Annotated in this window: 15 protein-coding genes and 1 pseudogene; 3 read left to right on the top strand and 13 right to left on the bottom strand. The window is 66.3% G+C overall.

The genetic code is table 11. The features are described from left to right. Positions 1 to 17: 17 nt before the first annotated feature. Both A37E_RS0110575 and A37E_RS0110570 read right to left on the bottom strand, forming a co-directional pair. Positions 18 to 773, bottom strand: a complete 756-nt coding sequence (locus A37E_RS0110575) for an ABC transporter permease subunit (protein WP_081837541.1) — start codon at positions 771 to 773, stop codon at positions 18 to 20. Further along, positions 770 to 1,585 (bottom strand): ABC transporter permease, encoded by an 816-nt coding sequence (locus A37E_RS0110570; protein WP_029556554.1) that lies wholly within the window; start codon positions 1,583 to 1,585, stop codon positions 770 to 772. The genes A37E_RS0110575 and A37E_RS0110570 overlap by 4 nt, the downstream gene beginning before the upstream one ends. 120 nt (positions 1,586 to 1,705) lie before the next feature. Between A37E_RS0110570 and A37E_RS0110565 the strand changes: the two genes are divergently transcribed. Then, on the top strand, positions 1,706 to 2,446 hold the full coding sequence (locus A37E_RS0110565; protein WP_029556553.1) for a GntR family transcriptional regulator: 741 nt from the start codon (positions 1,706 to 1,708) through the stop codon (positions 2,444 to 2,446). 161 nt (positions 2,447 to 2,607) lie between these two features. Here A37E_RS0110565 and A37E_RS0110560 read toward each other — a convergent pair whose 3' ends face one another. The 6 genes and pseudogenes from A37E_RS0110560 to A37E_RS0110540 all read right to left on the bottom strand — a co-directional run bounded on the left by A37E_RS0110560 (position 2,608) and on the right by A37E_RS0110540 (position 8,136). Beyond that, positions 2,608 to 3,309: an ABC transporter ATP-binding protein gene (locus tag A37E_RS0110560; RefSeq protein ID WP_029556552.1), complete on the bottom strand. Its 702-nt coding sequence runs from the start codon at positions 3,307 to 3,309 to the stop codon at positions 2,608 to 2,610. Next, positions 3,309 to 4,067 (bottom strand): ABC transporter ATP-binding protein, encoded by a 759-nt coding sequence (locus A37E_RS0110555; RefSeq protein WP_029556551.1) that lies wholly within the window; start codon positions 4,065 to 4,067, stop codon positions 3,309 to 3,311. Before A37E_RS0110555 ends, A37E_RS0110560 begins: the two co-directional genes overlap by 1 nt. Beyond that, positions 4,034 to 4,936: a branched-chain amino acid ABC transporter permease gene (locus A37E_RS27175; RefSeq protein ID WP_245279443.1), complete on the bottom strand. Its 903-nt coding sequence runs from the start codon at positions 4,934 to 4,936 to the stop codon at positions 4,034 to 4,036. Before A37E_RS27175 ends, A37E_RS0110555 begins: the two co-directional genes overlap by 34 nt. A gap of 165 nt (positions 4,937 to 5,101) precedes the next feature. Next, positions 5,102 to 6,010, bottom strand: a pseudogene (locus A37E_RS27390) (branched-chain amino acid ABC transporter permease); the annotation flags it as partial. 47 nt (positions 6,011 to 6,057) lie between these two features. Then, positions 6,058 to 7,221 carry an ABC transporter substrate-binding protein gene (locus A37E_RS0110545; RefSeq protein WP_029556549.1) on the bottom strand — a complete coding sequence of 388 codons (1,164 nt, stop codon included), beginning with the start codon at positions 7,219 to 7,221 and terminating at the stop codon, positions 6,058 to 6,060. A gap of 93 nt (positions 7,222 to 7,314) precedes the next feature. Beyond that, the gene (locus A37E_RS0110540) at positions 7,315 to 8,136 is read right to left on the bottom strand and encodes a phytanoyl-CoA dioxygenase family protein (RefSeq protein ID WP_024278070.1); all 822 of its coding nucleotides are present in this window, start codon (positions 8,134 to 8,136) and stop codon (positions 7,315 to 7,317) included. A gap of 264 nt (positions 8,137 to 8,400) precedes the next feature. Here A37E_RS0110540 and A37E_RS0110535 point away from each other — a divergent pair, with 264 nt between their 5' ends. After that, positions 8,401 to 8,964, top strand: a complete 564-nt coding sequence (locus tag A37E_RS0110535) for a TetR/AcrR family transcriptional regulator (RefSeq protein WP_197022956.1) — start codon at positions 8,401 to 8,403, stop codon at positions 8,962 to 8,964. A 260-nt stretch (positions 8,965 to 9,224) separates the two neighbouring features. On the opposite strand, the gene A37E_RS0110525 is transcribed toward A37E_RS0110535, so the two are convergent. The 5 genes from A37E_RS0110525 to A37E_RS0110505 all read right to left on the bottom strand — a co-directional run bounded on the left by A37E_RS0110525 (position 9,225) and on the right by A37E_RS0110505 (position 13,632). Continuing rightward, a complete protein-coding gene (locus A37E_RS0110525; RefSeq protein WP_029556546.1) occupies positions 9,225 to 10,157 on the bottom strand; it encodes a carbon-nitrogen hydrolase family protein in 933 nt (310 codons plus the stop codon). Between the two features lie 5 nt (positions 10,158 to 10,162). Continuing rightward, positions 10,163 to 10,849, bottom strand: coding sequence for a flavin reductase family protein (locus A37E_RS0110520; protein WP_029556545.1), 687 nt, complete (start codon positions 10,847 to 10,849; stop codon positions 10,163 to 10,165). Positions 10,850 to 10,947: 98 nt separating this feature from the next. Next, a complete protein-coding gene (locus A37E_RS0110515; RefSeq protein WP_029556544.1) occupies positions 10,948 to 12,000 on the bottom strand; it encodes an ABC transporter substrate-binding protein in 1,053 nt (350 codons plus the stop codon). A 2-nt stretch (positions 12,001 to 12,002) separates the two neighbouring features. Next, positions 12,003 to 12,845, bottom strand: coding sequence for an ABC transporter ATP-binding protein (locus A37E_RS0110510; RefSeq protein ID WP_029556543.1), 843 nt, complete (start codon positions 12,843 to 12,845; stop codon positions 12,003 to 12,005). Between the two features lie 10 nt (positions 12,846 to 12,855). Next, positions 12,856 to 13,632: an ABC transporter permease gene (locus A37E_RS0110505; RefSeq protein WP_245279314.1), complete on the bottom strand. Its 777-nt coding sequence runs from the start codon at positions 13,630 to 13,632 to the stop codon at positions 12,856 to 12,858. 334 nt (positions 13,633 to 13,966) lie between these two features. On the opposite strand from A37E_RS0110505, the gene A37E_RS0110500 reads away from it, so the two are divergent. Further along, entirely contained in the window at positions 13,967 to 14,710 is a 744-nt protein-coding gene (locus A37E_RS0110500) for a helix-turn-helix domain-containing protein (protein ID WP_245279313.1), read from the top strand. Positions 14,711 to 14,716: the final 6 nt, after the last annotated feature.

The raw sequence follows: 14,716 nt of genomic DNA, 5'->3' as shown, positions 1-14,716 counted from the left end.
TTTATTGGAAGGCGTCGTCAGCCGCCGGTCTGGCTCCGGTACCAGGGCGCCGAGCGGTGCCCGATCCAGCGCAGCACGCCGGTGGCGCTGATGGAGATGAGCATCAGCATCACGATCAGCGCGAACAAGGGCGCGGTGGACAGATCGAGGCCCGCATCGTTCAGCAGCCCGCCGAAGCCGGCGGAGATGAACATTTCCGCAGTGACCATGGCGCGCAACGCGTGGACCAAGCCAATACGGGCGGCGATCAGCACATAGGGATAGAGGGCCGGCAGGATGACCATCCGGAACCGCTGGAAGCCGGACGCATCGAAGGCGCGGGCCACGTCCAGCAGGCGGGGCGACACGCCGCGCGCGGCCTCTGTCATGGTCAGCACCACGTACCAGACCGTGGCGACGAACACGATGGACGTGCAGAATAGAACGCCCCGTCCCATGAGGATGATGAACAGCGGCACGATGGCCGCCGCCGAAACCACGATGAACAACGAGGCCCAAGGCTTCACGATGGCCAGCACGAGGTTCGAGCGGCCCATAGCGATGCCGAGCGGGATGCCCACGAGCAGTGCCGCCGCATAGCCGATCAGCATCTGCCACAGCATGGACCACAGCGCCGGCCAGAAGGCCCCCTCGCGCAAGGTGGCGACCAGGCTGACGGCGGCCTGCACCGGGGTTGCCACCAAGGCCTCGCCGAGCCGCATGCCGGCGACCTGCCACAGCGCCAGAACAATGAAAATGCCGAGCGCGTTGACCGCCAACGAGCGGGTTCTCATCTCCGGCCCTCTGGCCGCCAGATGCAGACGCGACGCTCAGCCAGCAGCAGCAGTTCCTGCAACGCCAGGCCCAGCAGGCAGAGTACCGCAAGGATGCCCAGCACTGCGGCGCTATCGAGCCGCACGGCGGACTGCTTCATGATCGCCCCGAGATTGACGGCGGCGAGAAACAGTTCGGCGGTAATCATGGCGTTGACCGCGCGCACCACGCCGATGCGCAGCGCCGTAAACAGGAAGGGCAGGCTTTCGGGCAGCAGCACCATGCGCACCTGCTGCCAGGGAGAGGCGCCGAAGGCCCGGCCCACGGCGAGAAGCCGGGGGTCGGCGTTGCGGGCGCCAGTGCTCACCACGATGATCATGTCGAACACGCACATGATGACCACGAGCACCACGCGGGCCTCGAAATAGAGGCCGCACCAGATCATGATGAACGGGGCCCAGGCGACGCTCGGCACCGCATAGATCAGGTTCACCACCGGATCGAGCAGATCGTTGACGAAGCGCATCCGGCCCATGAGCAGGCCCACGGGCAGCGCAATGGCACAGGCGATGACATAGCCCAGCGCCATGTGCTGCAAAGAGCCGCCGAGCGCGCGGGGCAGCTCCATGGAGAGCGTCATCTGCCACAGCCGAGCCAGCACTTTCAGCGGCGCGGCGAGGACAAAGCTGGAATATCCTTGCGCAACCAGTTGCCACACCAGCAGGCCGGCCACCAGGGACGCCAGATACACGATGCTGAGGGAGCGCTGCCCCAGGCGCGCCGGCAGCTTGCGCGGCGCGGGCGGCTGGGAGGGGACGGCGACGTCGCTCATGGGTGCATCGGCCTCCAGCTTTCGGGGCGCGGTGCCGCTGGCAATATGCGGCTGAAAGTGATCCTATATGCGTATCTGACTACGTGTCTAGTTGGCTATGCAGCTTTTCGGGGGGCATTTTTGTCTCAAGCCGATTTCATTCCGCTCTACGTGCGGATTCAGCGCTTCCTCCGCGAGGAGATCGAGTCCGGCCGGTTGGCGGAAGGCGATCGCACACCGTCCGAACCCGAACTGGCCGCGCGCTTCGACACCACGCGCGCCACCGTGGCGCGGGCGTTCCAGCAATTGGTATTTGAGGGCGTCATAGTGCGCCGGCCGGGCAGTGGCACGTTCGTCGCCGCGCGCCCGATCAGCGCGCCCATCGATCTCACGCGGGTCCGATCCTTCGAGGAACAGCTCTCCGCCAAGGGCGCCAGCATCGATTATGAGATGATCGGCTTTTCCCATCGTGCCGCAACGGAGGGGGAGGTCGAGACGCTGCATCTCTCCGCCAAGGCCAAGGTCTATGCGCTGGACCGGCTGCGCCTCGTGGGCGGGCGGCGCATGAGCTTGGAATGCCGCATCATTCCCGATGAACTGGGCCGGCGCATGACGCTGGACATGCTGCGTACCAAGTCGATCCATCGCATCCTGGACGAAGACTTCGGCCTGCGGGTGCACCGGGTGGAAGGCAAGATCCGTGCGGATCTCGCCAAGCCGCAGATCGCGGAGAAACTGAACGTGAAGCGTGGCAGCGCCTTGCTGATCCGCGACTACGTCCTTTTCAGTGCCGATCGGCGCCCGCTGATCACGGGAGAGTCCTTCTACCGGAATGATTTTCAGATCGACTACGTGGTTCAGCAGCAGCCCAATGGCTCTTGAGGGCGCGGCATTCCTGGTGAGCCAAGCCAATGCCGGATGCCACAAGGAAAACAACTGCGCGCCTGTGATGCGGGCAATTACCGCGGCAGCTGTTTGGTCCAATTGCGCGTAGCGGCTTCAATCGGTTGCGGTTTCAGTTTTAACAGGCCACCTCACCACCATCAGGCGCTGAGGAAGCGCATGCGCAGGGCCTCGTCGGCCATCAGCTCCTGCGAGCTGCCGCTCCACACGATGCGTCCCTTCTCCAGGATGTGGTGCCGGTCGGCGAAGCGGCACAGCATGTCGATGTTCTTGTCGATCACCAGCACCGACTGGCCGCGCTCGCGGATGCGCACCAGCGCATCCCAGATCTCGCGGCGGATGCGGGGGGCGAGGCCTTCCGTCGCTTCGTCGAGAATGAGCAGGCGGGGATTGGTCATCAGTGCGCGGCCGATGGAGAGCATCTGCTGCTCACCGCCGGAGAGCAGGCCGGCGCTGCGGCGGGCGAGGGTGGCGAGCGCCGGGAACAGGCCATAGACCGCCTCCAGCGTCCACGGGGATGGTGCCCGGCCGCGGTTCGCCGCCGTGGCGACGAGGTTTTCCTCCACTGTGAGGTTGGGGAACACCTGCCGGCCCTCCGGCACCAGTGCGAGACCGTTGCGCGCGACCTTGTAGGCCGGCAATCCGGAAATGCGGATGCCGCGGAAGCTGATGTCGCCCTGGGTGAGGGAGACGAGGCCCATGATGGCGTTCACCGTCGTGGTCTTGCCCATGCCGTTGCGGCCCAGCAGCGTCACCACCTCGCCCTCGGCGATGGCCAGGTCGACGCCGAACAGCACCCGGCTTGAGCCATAGGCCGCTCCCACCTGCCGCAGTTCCAGCATCACAGATCCTCCCCTTCGCCGCCGAGATACGCGAGTTGCACGCGCGGATCGGTACGCACCACTTCCGGCGGCCCGTCCGCCACCCGCGCGCCGGAGGCCAGCACGAAGACCCGGTCGGCGAGGCTGAAGACCGCCTCCATGTCGTGCTCGACCAGGAGAATGCTGAACCGCCCCTTCAGCCCGGCGATGAAGTCGATCATGCGGCGCGCCTCGGCAATGCCGAGCCCGGCCATGGGCTCGTCCAGCAGCAGCACCCGCGGCTCGACGACGAGGGCCATGGCGATCTCCAGGAGCCGCTTCTCGCCGTGGGAGAGCTGGGACGCCGGCCGCTCGGCGCACTCGGACAGACCGAGGCCGGCGAGTTGCGCCTGCGCCTTGCGGCGCAGCGGCGCTTCGTCCGCCACCTCCCGCCAGAAATGGAAGCTGTGGCCGGCGTGGGCCTGGGCGGCAAGCGCCACGTTCTCGACGACGCTCAGCTCGGGAAAGATGCTGGCGATCTGGAAGGAGCGGGCGATCCCGAGCCGGGCGCGCGCATCCATCGGCAGGCGGGAGATGTCCCGCCCCTCGAACAACACCGCGCCGGCATCGGGGCGGAGCGCTCCGGAGAGGAGATTGACGAAGGTGGTCTTGCCAGCCCCGTTGGGCCCGATCACCGCCACCAGCTCGCCGGCGGCGAGGTCGAAATCCACCGCATCGACCGCATTGAGCCCGCCGAACCTGCGGGTCACGCCCGCGGTCTGAAGAAGGGTCTTGCCCATCGGAATGATCCCTTGAGAACAGGCGCAGGCTGCCCTGCCGGACCCGGCGCGAACAGGGCGCTGAGCCCGCCCCGGCCGAGGAAGACGAGGAGGATGAGCAGCGCGCCGAAGCCGAGCCGCCAGTGGATGGTGAGATCGGAGAGATATTTCTCGATGCCGAGATAGGCGAGCGCACCGATGATGGCACCGAAGGGCGTCGCGAGGCCGCCGGCCACGACCATGATCATCAGCTCGGCCGAGCGGGTCCAGTCCATGTATTGCGGGCCGACGAACTCCGCCGCATTGGCGAGCATCGCCCCCGCCAGCCCGCACACCGCCGCCGAGAGCACGCAGGCCGCGAGCTTGTAGCGGAAGGTGGGAAAGCCTGCCGCCTCCATGCGCCGCTCATTGATGCGGATACCCTTCAGCACCGTGCCGAAGCGCGCCCGCGCGAGGCGCATGTTGAGGCCGGCGAGCACCACCAGAAGAGCGAGGGCCAAATAGTAAAACTGCCGGGAATCATAGAGGTCCACCAGCCCGCCGAAGGTACTGCGCACGGCGAGGTGCATGCCGTCGTCGCCCCCGTAATCGTAGAGGCTGGACGCGCCGTAGAACATCATCTGCGCGAAGGCGAGGGTGATCATGATGAAGAAGGTGCCGGAGGTGCGCAGCGCCACCACCGACAGCGCCGCGGCCAGCAGCGCCGAGAGGCCCATCGCCAGCGGCCACTGCACGAAGCCGCTCTCCACCCCGGCATCCGCCAGGATGCCCACCACGTAGGCGCCGATGCCGAGATAGAGCGCGTGCCCGAAGCTGACGAGCCCGGTTTGGCCGAGGATGAGATCGAGGCTCAGGGCGGCGATGGCGAAGATGATGACGCGCAGCCCCATGTCCACCCAGAACGGCTGGTCGGCGATCCCGGCCACCAGCGGGAGCAAAAGGAAGGCGCCGCAGAGGAGACCAATGGCCGGCACGCGCCAGCGGGCGAGCACGCCGGGGCGGGAGGGGCCGTGTTCGGACGCTTCCGGGGGCGCCTCGGGCCGGCGCAGGCCGGCGGCCGGGATGAGCCCCTGCGGGCGGAAGAACAGGATCACCGCCATGAGGATGTAGATGAGCATGGAAGCCAGAGCCGGCGCCACGGTGTTGGCGGCCACCGGCGAGAGGACCAGCGCCATGAGATCCTTCAAATAGGCCCGGCCGATGGTGTCGATGACGCCCACCAGCAGGGCCGCCACGAAGGCCCCCTTCACTGATCCCATGCCGCCCACCACCAGCACCACCAGCGCCAGGATGAGCACGTTGTCACCCATGCCCGGATAGACCGTGAGGATGGGCGCCGCGATATAGCCCGCGAAGCCGGCCAACGCAGCGCCGATGCCGAACACCACGGCATAGATGGCGCCGATATTGACCCCCAGAACGCTCGTCATCACCCGGTTGCTGGCGCCGGCGCGGATGAGCATGCCCATCCGCGTCCGGCCGATGAGGACATAAAGCAGGCCTGCGATGGCAAGGCCGGCCCCGATCATCGCCAGCCGGTAGGCGGGATAGGGCGCGCCGGGAATGAGCTCCACCGATCCGGCAAGAAAGGCCGGGATGGGCGCGTGCAGCGGCTCCGGGCCGAATACCATCCGCGTCGCCTCGTTGAGCACATAGACGAGGCCCACCGTGCACATCACCTGGTCGAGATGGCTGCGGGCATAGAGATGGCGGATCACCAGCCGCTCCAGCACGAGGCCGATGACGAAGGTGGCAAGGCCCGCCGCGACGAAGCCCGCCACGAACGAGCCCGTGACCAGCGCGAAGGTGACGCCCAGATAGGCGCCGAGCATGAACAGGGAGCCGTGCGCAAGGTTCACCAGATTCATGATGCCGAAGGTGAGCGTGAGCCCCGCCGCCATCAGGAACAGGATCACCCCGAGCTGAACTCCGTTCAGGAGTTGCTCGACGAACAAGAGTTGCATGGCCGCCTTCCCGCTGTGTCAGGAGTTCTCTTCAAGATCATCCGCGATCACTTCAGCGGGCATTCCTGGTAATAGGCGTCCTTGGCGTCGGTCATCACCTTCTCGACGGTCTTGGTGACAAGGGTGCCGTCCTCGCCCTTCACCACCTCGCGGACATAGTAGTCCTCGATGGGGAAGTGGTTGGTGTTGAAGGCGAACTTGCCACGGTTCGAGGCGAAGTCGGCCTTCTGCAGCGCCTTTCGGATGTCGTCTTTCCGGCTCATGTCACCGCCCACCGCCTTGACCGCGCTGGAGACGAGCAGGATGGAATCGTAGGCGTGGGCGGCGTAGTCGTTGGGCAGGGCTCCGTTCTTCTGCTTGAAATCGGAGACGAAGCGGGCGTTCGCGGCATTCGGCAGATCGACGCTCCAGACATTCCCCGAGCGCACGCCGATGGCATCGTCACCCACCGCGGGCAGCGTCGCCTGATCCACGGTCCACACGGTGTAGAGCGGGGTCGACTTCGCAAGGCCCGCCTGGGCGTATTGCTTGACGTACTGCACGCCCATGTCGCCGGGATAGAAGATGAAGGTCGCTTCCGGCGCGGCGGTGCGCAGCGCGCTCAGTTCGGCGGCGAAGTCCACCTGTCCGAAGCGCGTGTAGACCTCGCCCACGAGGTCGCCCTTGAAGTTGCGCTTGAAGCCGGAGACCATGTCCTTGCCGGCCTGGTTGTTGACCGTCATGACATAGACGCGCTTGACGCCGAGCTTCTCGAGATAGGCGCCGAGCGCCTCGGCCTGCTGGTCGTTCTGGGACGACACGTTGAAGAAGTTCGCCGAGCAGGACTTGCCGGCGATGGGCGCCGGTCCCGAAATGGGCGAGATCACGAAGGCATCGGTGCGGGCGAGGCCGCCGTGCACTGCCATCATCTCCGAGGAAAAGACCGGACCGACGAGGAAGTCCACGCGCTTCGACTTCACCATCTCGTCGGCCAGTTGCTTGGCCACGTCCGCCTTGCCCTGGCTGTCGCTCCAGAAAAACTCCACCTGCTGGCCACCGAGCTTGCCGCCCTCGTGGGCGACGGCAAGTTCAATGGCTGCCTGCATCTGCTTGGCGAGCACCGCGCCGACGCCGGTCTGGGGCAAGATGACGCCCACCTTCACCGGATCGGCCAAAGCGGGGGCGGCGCAGAGAAGGGACAGGGCTGTGCTGAAAAGGATGCTGGCTTTCATGGAATGCGCTCTCGGTTTCAAAGGGGGCAGACGGACGCGGCTTCCAGATGGCTGAGACTCCGGCCGCGGCATGAGCCGGGCCGGAGGAAAAAATCAGGCGAGGCGCGCGGCCTGAACGGTCGTTGCGTCGTCGCGATAGCTCGCCCAGACCTCCTCCATGAAGGCGAGGCTTTCAGGGTCGAGATCGAACCGCGGCTCGGGGTCCTGGTCCCAGTGGCCGTGGCGATCTTCGCCGGCGATGAGCAGGGCGGAACGGCGCCCCAGCATCGAGCGGCAATGGGCCGGCATGTAGAAGAAGGCGATGCCGATGCGCCGGTCGTCGGACATGTTGGCGGGCGATCCATGCACCGTGCGCTCGTGGTGCATGGAGAACTCGCCCGGCTCGAGCGGCATGTCGACGGCGAGGCTCTCGTCCACCGTCACCTTCTGGCCGCGGGCGAGCAGATTGTCGGCATCGAACGTCTCCTCATGCACCAGATCAGGCCCGAGGTGGCTCTTCGGGATAACCTTCATGCAGCCGCTCTCGGTGCTGGCGCGCGACAGAGCGAGCCAGACGGTGACTTCCTGGTGCGGGTTCAGCCCGTAATAAGCGGAGTCCTGATGCCAGGAGACGAAGCGCGGATCACGCGCATTCTTGGCGAAGGCGGACGAGCCGAAGAGCAGCACGTCCGGCCCGAGGATGGCCTGGACGGCCGACACAATGCGCGGGTGCCGCGCCAGCTCCACGAGCCATGGGAAGGCGAGATGCGCCTTGATCTTGAGGCGCTTGTTGACCTCCTCGCCCGACTGGGCCTCGAAATCTTCGACTTTATTGCGATAGAGGCGTGCCTCTTCCGCGCTGATGGCCCGGACCGGACAAAGGTATCCCTCGGAATTGAAATGCGCGACCTGTTCGGGGCTGAGCACGCCAGTCATTGCGCTTCCTCGCTGTGTTTGCGTATGCCTGCGCATGTGCAGGCGGTTTCGGGGCTTCACAGGAAGGCGGCGCCGGCCGACGCGCACCATGGGCTTCGCTCTCTGAATCCGGATAAAAGCGACAGTGTGTAGTTTTAATCAGCCCGGTTGATTGTCAAGTTGAAGGGCCGGCGATAATCTGGGCAAAATCTCGATGATGGGCGTCAAAATTTGAGCACGAGCAATAAAACCGTTCGCCGCCGCGGTCGCCCGCAAGGTGACGAAGTGAAGATCGCAATCCTCAAGGCAGCGAACGAGCTGCTCGAAGAGCAAGGACTTTCGGGGTTTACGATCGATGCCGTTGCAACCCGGTCGGGTACGGCGCGCTCGTCCATCTACCGCTGGTGGCCAAATCGGGGGGCTCTGGCGATCGCCGGCTTTCTCGCGGAGACTGCCCAAAAGATCGGCTACCCGGTGACGGCCTCGGCCGTTGCCGACGTGAAAAGCCAGATGATGCGGGTCGCAGAGGTCTACGGCCAGAAGGTCGGACGCACGATTTCCGCGCTGGTCGCCCAGGGCCAGAGCGATCCGGAGGCGCTGCGCGCGCTCCTCGACGGCTATGTGCTGCCGCGCCGGGAAGAGGCGAAGAAGGCCCTCCTGCGCGGCATCGCCAACGGCGAACTGCGCGCCGATGTCGATCTCGACGTGGTGATCGACGCGCTCTACGGGCCGATCTGGTACCGCATCCTCGTCCCGCACGCGCCATTGACGCCGGAATGGGCCGGGCACCTCGCCGACTACGTCTTCGACGGCCTGCGGCGGGCGTCCTCAGCGCACGCGCATAAGTGACCAATTCAAGCTCGGATCGATGTGGAGCTGCTGCATCACAGGCAGGAAGACGGGGACGACCACGAGGAGGTCGAGATGCCCTCAAGCATGATGTGCAACACCGTCAGGCAGTCCGCACCGTTCTCCTGCGAGCCGAGTGACGGCCTGACCGATAGACCCACATATCCCATGTGGCTCTATCGGATCGACGGGGCCTGCTCCGTCCTCGGCATCGCTGGCGAACCGGCGCGCCGGGGAGCGCAATTTGCTGAGCGACGTGCCTAGCCTTCGCCGCGGGCGATGACGGGGAGCTGTGGCGCTTCGTCGACATTGAGGCTGAACAGATCGGGCCGCGCATAGTGGCCGATGGGGTCGAAATCCAGCTTGGCGCCGATGATGTCGTCGAGGTCGACCTCGGCAGTGAGGATGCCTTCCTCGTCCAGCAGCGGACCGGCCAGCACTTCTCCCAGTGGGCCGACGATCACCGAGCGGCCGTGCATCATCCAGGCGTCGGGGGCCGCGTCGATGCGGCTGGCGTAATCTTCGGGGAAGTCCGAGCGGCGCATCACCTGGCAGGCGCTGATGACGAAGCAGCGGCCTTCCATGGCCACATGCCGCATGGTGGAGATCCAGGTCTCCCGGTCGTCGGCAGTGGGCGCGGCCCAGATCTCGACGCCCTTGCCGTAATAAGCGGCGCGCAGCAGAGGCATGTAGTGTTCCCAGCAAATGGCGCCGCCGAGCTTGCCGTAGGGCGTATCGACCACGGTCAGGGTCGAGCCGTCGCCGAAGCCCCACACGAGGCGCTCCGAGCCGGTCGGCATCACCTTGCGATGCTTGCCGAGCAGCCCCTCCGGTCCGAGATAGAGCACCGTGCAGTGAAGCGTTCCGCCATCGCGCTCGATGACGCCGACCACCACGTGGATGTCGTGCTCCGCGCAGGCCGCGGCGAGCTGATCCACTTCCGGCCCGGGCACCGTAATCGCACCGCGGACGTAACGGACGAAATCCGCCCGCCCCTCGGCCGTCCGCCGGCCGACGCTGCAGCCGAAATCCAGCCCCTTGGGATAGCCGCCGATGAAGGCCTCGGGGAACACCGCGATCTTCGCCCCCGTGGCGGCGGCTTCGGCGATGAGGGCGACTGTGCGCTGGGTGGCGGCCGGGCCGTCGAAGGGGATGGTTGCAGCCTGGACAGCGGCCACCTTGATGCTGGGCATTTCGCTCATTCCTTGTTGTGTGCTGCGCCGTTCCACAGCGGGCGATCGAGATCGAAGAGGTCGCGCGTGCGCGTGTAGGCCGTCGGGCCGTGCATCCGGGCGACGAGATCGAGGGCGAGGCCGTCCACCCGCGGACGGGCTGGATCGCCGGTCAGCACATGGGCAGCATAATGGGCGTGCAGCACCTCGCCGACGACCAGAAGCTGGCCCGGGCCGGTCTCCAGCAGGTGGGTCATCCGGCATTCGAGGGCGACGGGGGATTGCGCGATGCGCGGCGGACGCACGCCGATGCTGGGGACGGCCGAAAGGCCCGCCAGCGCGATCTCGTCCACCTCGGGCGGTGCATCCACGCAGGTCGCGTTCATGGCCTCGACGAGGGCGTGGGGGACGAGATTGACGACGAATTCCCCGGTGGCGCGGATGTTGGCGGCCGTGTCCTTCTCCGGCTCCGGCCGTGCGAGGATGCCAAGGGCGACCACCGGCCGGTCCGCGCCGAAGACGTTGAAGAAGGAATAGGGCGCGGCATTCACGACGCCATCGGCGCTCATGGTGACGACCCATGCGATGGGTCGCGGCAGCACGGTGGAGGCCAGCAGCCGGTAGCGCATCTCGGCGGAGAGGAGGCTGAAGTCGAAATGGCGCGTGGCGGGGCCATCCGGGGGCGCCGCGGCCTGTGTCTGGGTATCGGTCATGATGTCTCTGCGGCCGGCGTCAGGCGCTCCGGCCAGCTGGCGGACGACGGCCCTCGCGCGGGGCGGGGCCATCGTCTCCATGGTGACGGACGGCGGCCTCAGGCGCGAAGGATCTTCACGCTCTTCACATCGAAGCTGCCGGTGGCGATCTCCTTGTCCACCTCGCCGGCGATGGCCGTGTTGATGAACTTCGGCACGTCGGGCATACGCGGCAGGAGCTTGGCCTCCACGCCCCATTTGGCGAGGGTCTCCATCTGCGCGATCTGAGCCGGAGAGAGGGCGACCTTGATGTCGGTGAAGGTCTTCGCGCTCCACGCCGGATCGTAGCTCGACGCCTTCTGGAGCACCGGCTCGGGAATGTTCTTGGCCGGCTCCAGCGAGCGGAACCAGCTGTTCGCCAGATCATTGTTCTGCGCGGCGAAGAACAGCGCCTGCGCATTGGCGAGCAGCAGACGGCGCAGCACGTCCGGCTTCTGGACAAAGCGGTTGTTGGCGGCGAGCACGATGACCGGGCTCAGGTTTTCCGAGACGACCACGGCATTGCCCGTGCTCTCGAAGAAGCTCACGAAGGGGTCATAGGTGAAGAACGCGTCAATGCGCTGGGCGCCCACGGCATCGGCCAGCTCCGCCGGGCCGACGTTCACGAAGGTCATGTCCTTGCCGGGCACAAGGCCGGCCTTGAGCACGGCATCCTGCGCATTCTGGAAAGCGGTGATGCCGAAGGTGCCGTAGACCTGCTTGCCCTTCAGGTCCGCCATCTTGGTAATGCCGGACTTCTTGGTCGCCAGAACCGCCGAGCGGAAGCGGGCCTGGGAGGAAACGGTCGTCACCGGCGCGCCGATGGCCATGGTGGTCACGGCGGCGAAATCGGAGAGCGTGCCCACGTCACCCGCGCCGGAGACCAGCGCCTCGGTGATGGCCGGCGAGGCGGCGAGCTGGATCATCTCCATCTTCAGCCCGTTGCGCGCGGGGATGTCGGTGCGCATCAGCACATGGGCGATCTGGGCCGACACGGTGGTCGTGTTGAACCAGCACATGCGGACCACGTCCCCTTCCTGCGCGCGCAGGATGGAGGGGGCGGCCAAAGGAAGGGTGGCAGCAAAGCCTGCGGCCAGCTGGCCGAAACGGCGGCGTGAAAGTCCTGAGGTCATGATTATTCCCCTTTTTGCCATTCCGGCTTGAGCGTTTCCCATAGGTCGTTGACCGTGGAGACGAACCATGGATCGGAGCGCATCTCGGCCGTGCGGGGCCGCGGCAGCGGAACGAGAACCTCCTCGCGCACCCGCCCCGGACGGGGGCTCATCACCACCACGCGGTCGGCGAGGAACACCGCCTCATCGATGCCGTGGGTGACGAAGATCACCGTCTTGCCGGCTTCCGAGGAGATGCGGGCGATCTCCTCCTGCAGCAGCACGCGGGTCTGCGCATCGAGGGCGCCGAACGGCTCGTCCATCAGGAGGATGTCGGGATCGGGCGCGAGCGCCCGGGCGATGGCGGCGCGCTGCTTCATGCCGCCGGACATCTGGTGCGGGAACTTGTCCTCGAACCCATTGAGCCGGACCATGGCGATGAGCGCGCGGGCAATCTCGGCCCGCTCAGCCCTGCCCATGCCCTTGGCCTTGAGCCCGAACTCCACGTTCTGCTGCACCGTCATCCAGCCGAACAGCGCGTAGTCCTGAAACACCACCGTACGGGAGGGACCGGGCCGGGTGATCGGCCGGCCATCCTGGAGCAGTTGCCCACTGGTGGCAGACTGGAAGCCGGCAATGATGCCGAGCAGCGTGGACTTCCCGCAGCCCGATGGACCCAGCAGCGAGATGAACTCGCCGCGGCGGATGCGCAGCGTCACGCCATCGAGCGCGACGACGGGCTCCTCGGTCTTTGACCCGTAGACCTTCCCGACATTGCGGATGTCGATCTGCACGTCCTCGGGCGAGAACTGGGAGGAGAGACCGGAAGAGATGGCGGGAGAGATGAGTGCGGCGTTCGCGGTCATGGCTCGTTCCTCAATTGCGCTCGGAGGGCGCCCAGGCATTCACCCGCCGCTCGATCCGCTCGAGGATGGCCGACATGGCGAAGCCGACGAGGCCGATGGTGACCATGCCGGCCACCACGTTGTTGATCTGGAACAGCATCCGGGACTGCTGGATCAGGTAGCCGAGGCCCGTCTGCGCGGCGATCAGCTCCGCCGTCACGACGCACATCCAGCCGACGCCGAGGGCGATGCGAAGGCCCGGCAGGATGATCGGCAGCGAGGCGGGGATCAGCACGTCCCAGAACAGCTGCCAGGGCTTGGCGCCGAGGCACAGGGCCGCGTTCATCTGGTTGCGGTCGAGGCCGCGCACCGCGGTGTAGGTGGCGACGAAGGCGGGAAAGACCGCGCCGAGGAACACGAGGAAGTAGGACGCCGCATCCCCGAGCCCGAACCAGAGGATGGTGATGGGGATCCACGCCAGAGGCGGGATCGGCCGCAGGGCCTCCACCACCGGCCGCACAAAATCCGACACCGAGCGCCACCAGCCGCACACGAGGCCCAGCGCCAGCCCGACCACACAGGCGAGCAGGAAACCAACGGCGACCCGCTGAAGGCTGGCGGCGAGATGGATCCACAGCGAGCCATCCACGGCCATGTCCCACAGGGCCTGCGCCACGGCGAATGGCGACGGCAGGAGGAAGCCATCCACAAGCCCAAGCCCCGTCACCGCCTGCCAGAAGGCGAAGAAGGCGGCGAGGCCGAGGCCGGCGCGGACCGACTTGTCGGCGAGAAGCCGCGACCAAGGCATCTTCCGCGCCGCCGGCACCGACCTGTCGGGAACCGCCGTCATTGCGCCCGCTTCAGCGTTCGCTCCCATCGGAACATCCTCCTTCAGCCCGCCAGCCGGCGGCTCGTCCGTGCGATCAGCCATGGCCAGAGGCTAAGATATGTCGGTCAATTCCGTCAATTCGCCAATGCCGGAAAAATGGCGATTGATCGGGCAATAACGCCGACGAATGCGATCAAAGAGGCAGCAGGTCGCACATTCTTTAAGCGCAGATATCCAATTTTTATCGGCTAAAACCGATGCTAGACCTCGCCAGCCAGATCGGACATGGTGCATCCATCGGGGGAAAGTGACAGTGACGGCGGACATCGAAGAGAAGCTGGCCCGGATCGGCATCACCGGGACGCTCTACAAGCTCTATCTGACGGCAGTCGGCCTTGGCGGCGCCTCCATTACCGAGGTCGCCGCGAAGGCGGGCCTCGCGCGCACCACGGCGCACGACGCGCTGGCGAAGCTGGAGGAGGAGGGGCTGATCCGGTTCGTCGACCAGGGCAAGCGGCGCTTCGTGGTCGCCCAGGACCCCGGCGTGCTGCTGGAGCGCATCGAGGCGCGCCGGCAGATGCTGGAGGACGTCATGCCGGTCCTGCGGTCCATGTATCACCACGAGACCGGCAAGCCGAACGTGCGCTTCCATCCCGGCCCGGAGGGTATCCGTACCACGCTGTGGGACACCCTCTCCGGCGGCGACACGGTGCTGCGGGCCACCCTCTCCATGAAGGAGCTGATGGCCGAGCCGGGGCTCGACGAGATGGAGCGCTATCTCACCGAGCGCGCGCGGCGGGGCATCTGGCTGCACGTGATCCGCTCGGCGGAACGCGACATCGCCCCCATCTGGCCATCGAGCGACGAACAGCGGCGCGAACTGCGCTACGCGCCGCCCGCGCACCAGCTGGCGATGACCTGCTTCATCTATGGCAACAAGGTCGCGCTCATCTCGTCCGCCCGCGAAAGCTACGGCATGATCATCGACAGCGCCGAGTTCGCCGCGTTCCAGGCGTCCATGTTCGACGCCATGTGGAGCCTCAGCATCCCGACGTGAGACGGG

The organism is Xanthobacter sp. 91, assembly GCF_000702385.1.
GTDB classification, from domain to species: domain Bacteria; phylum Pseudomonadota; class Alphaproteobacteria; order Rhizobiales; family Xanthobacteraceae; genus Xanthobacter; species Xanthobacter aminoxidans.
This window is presented reverse-complemented; position numbering and strand designations above follow the sequence as displayed.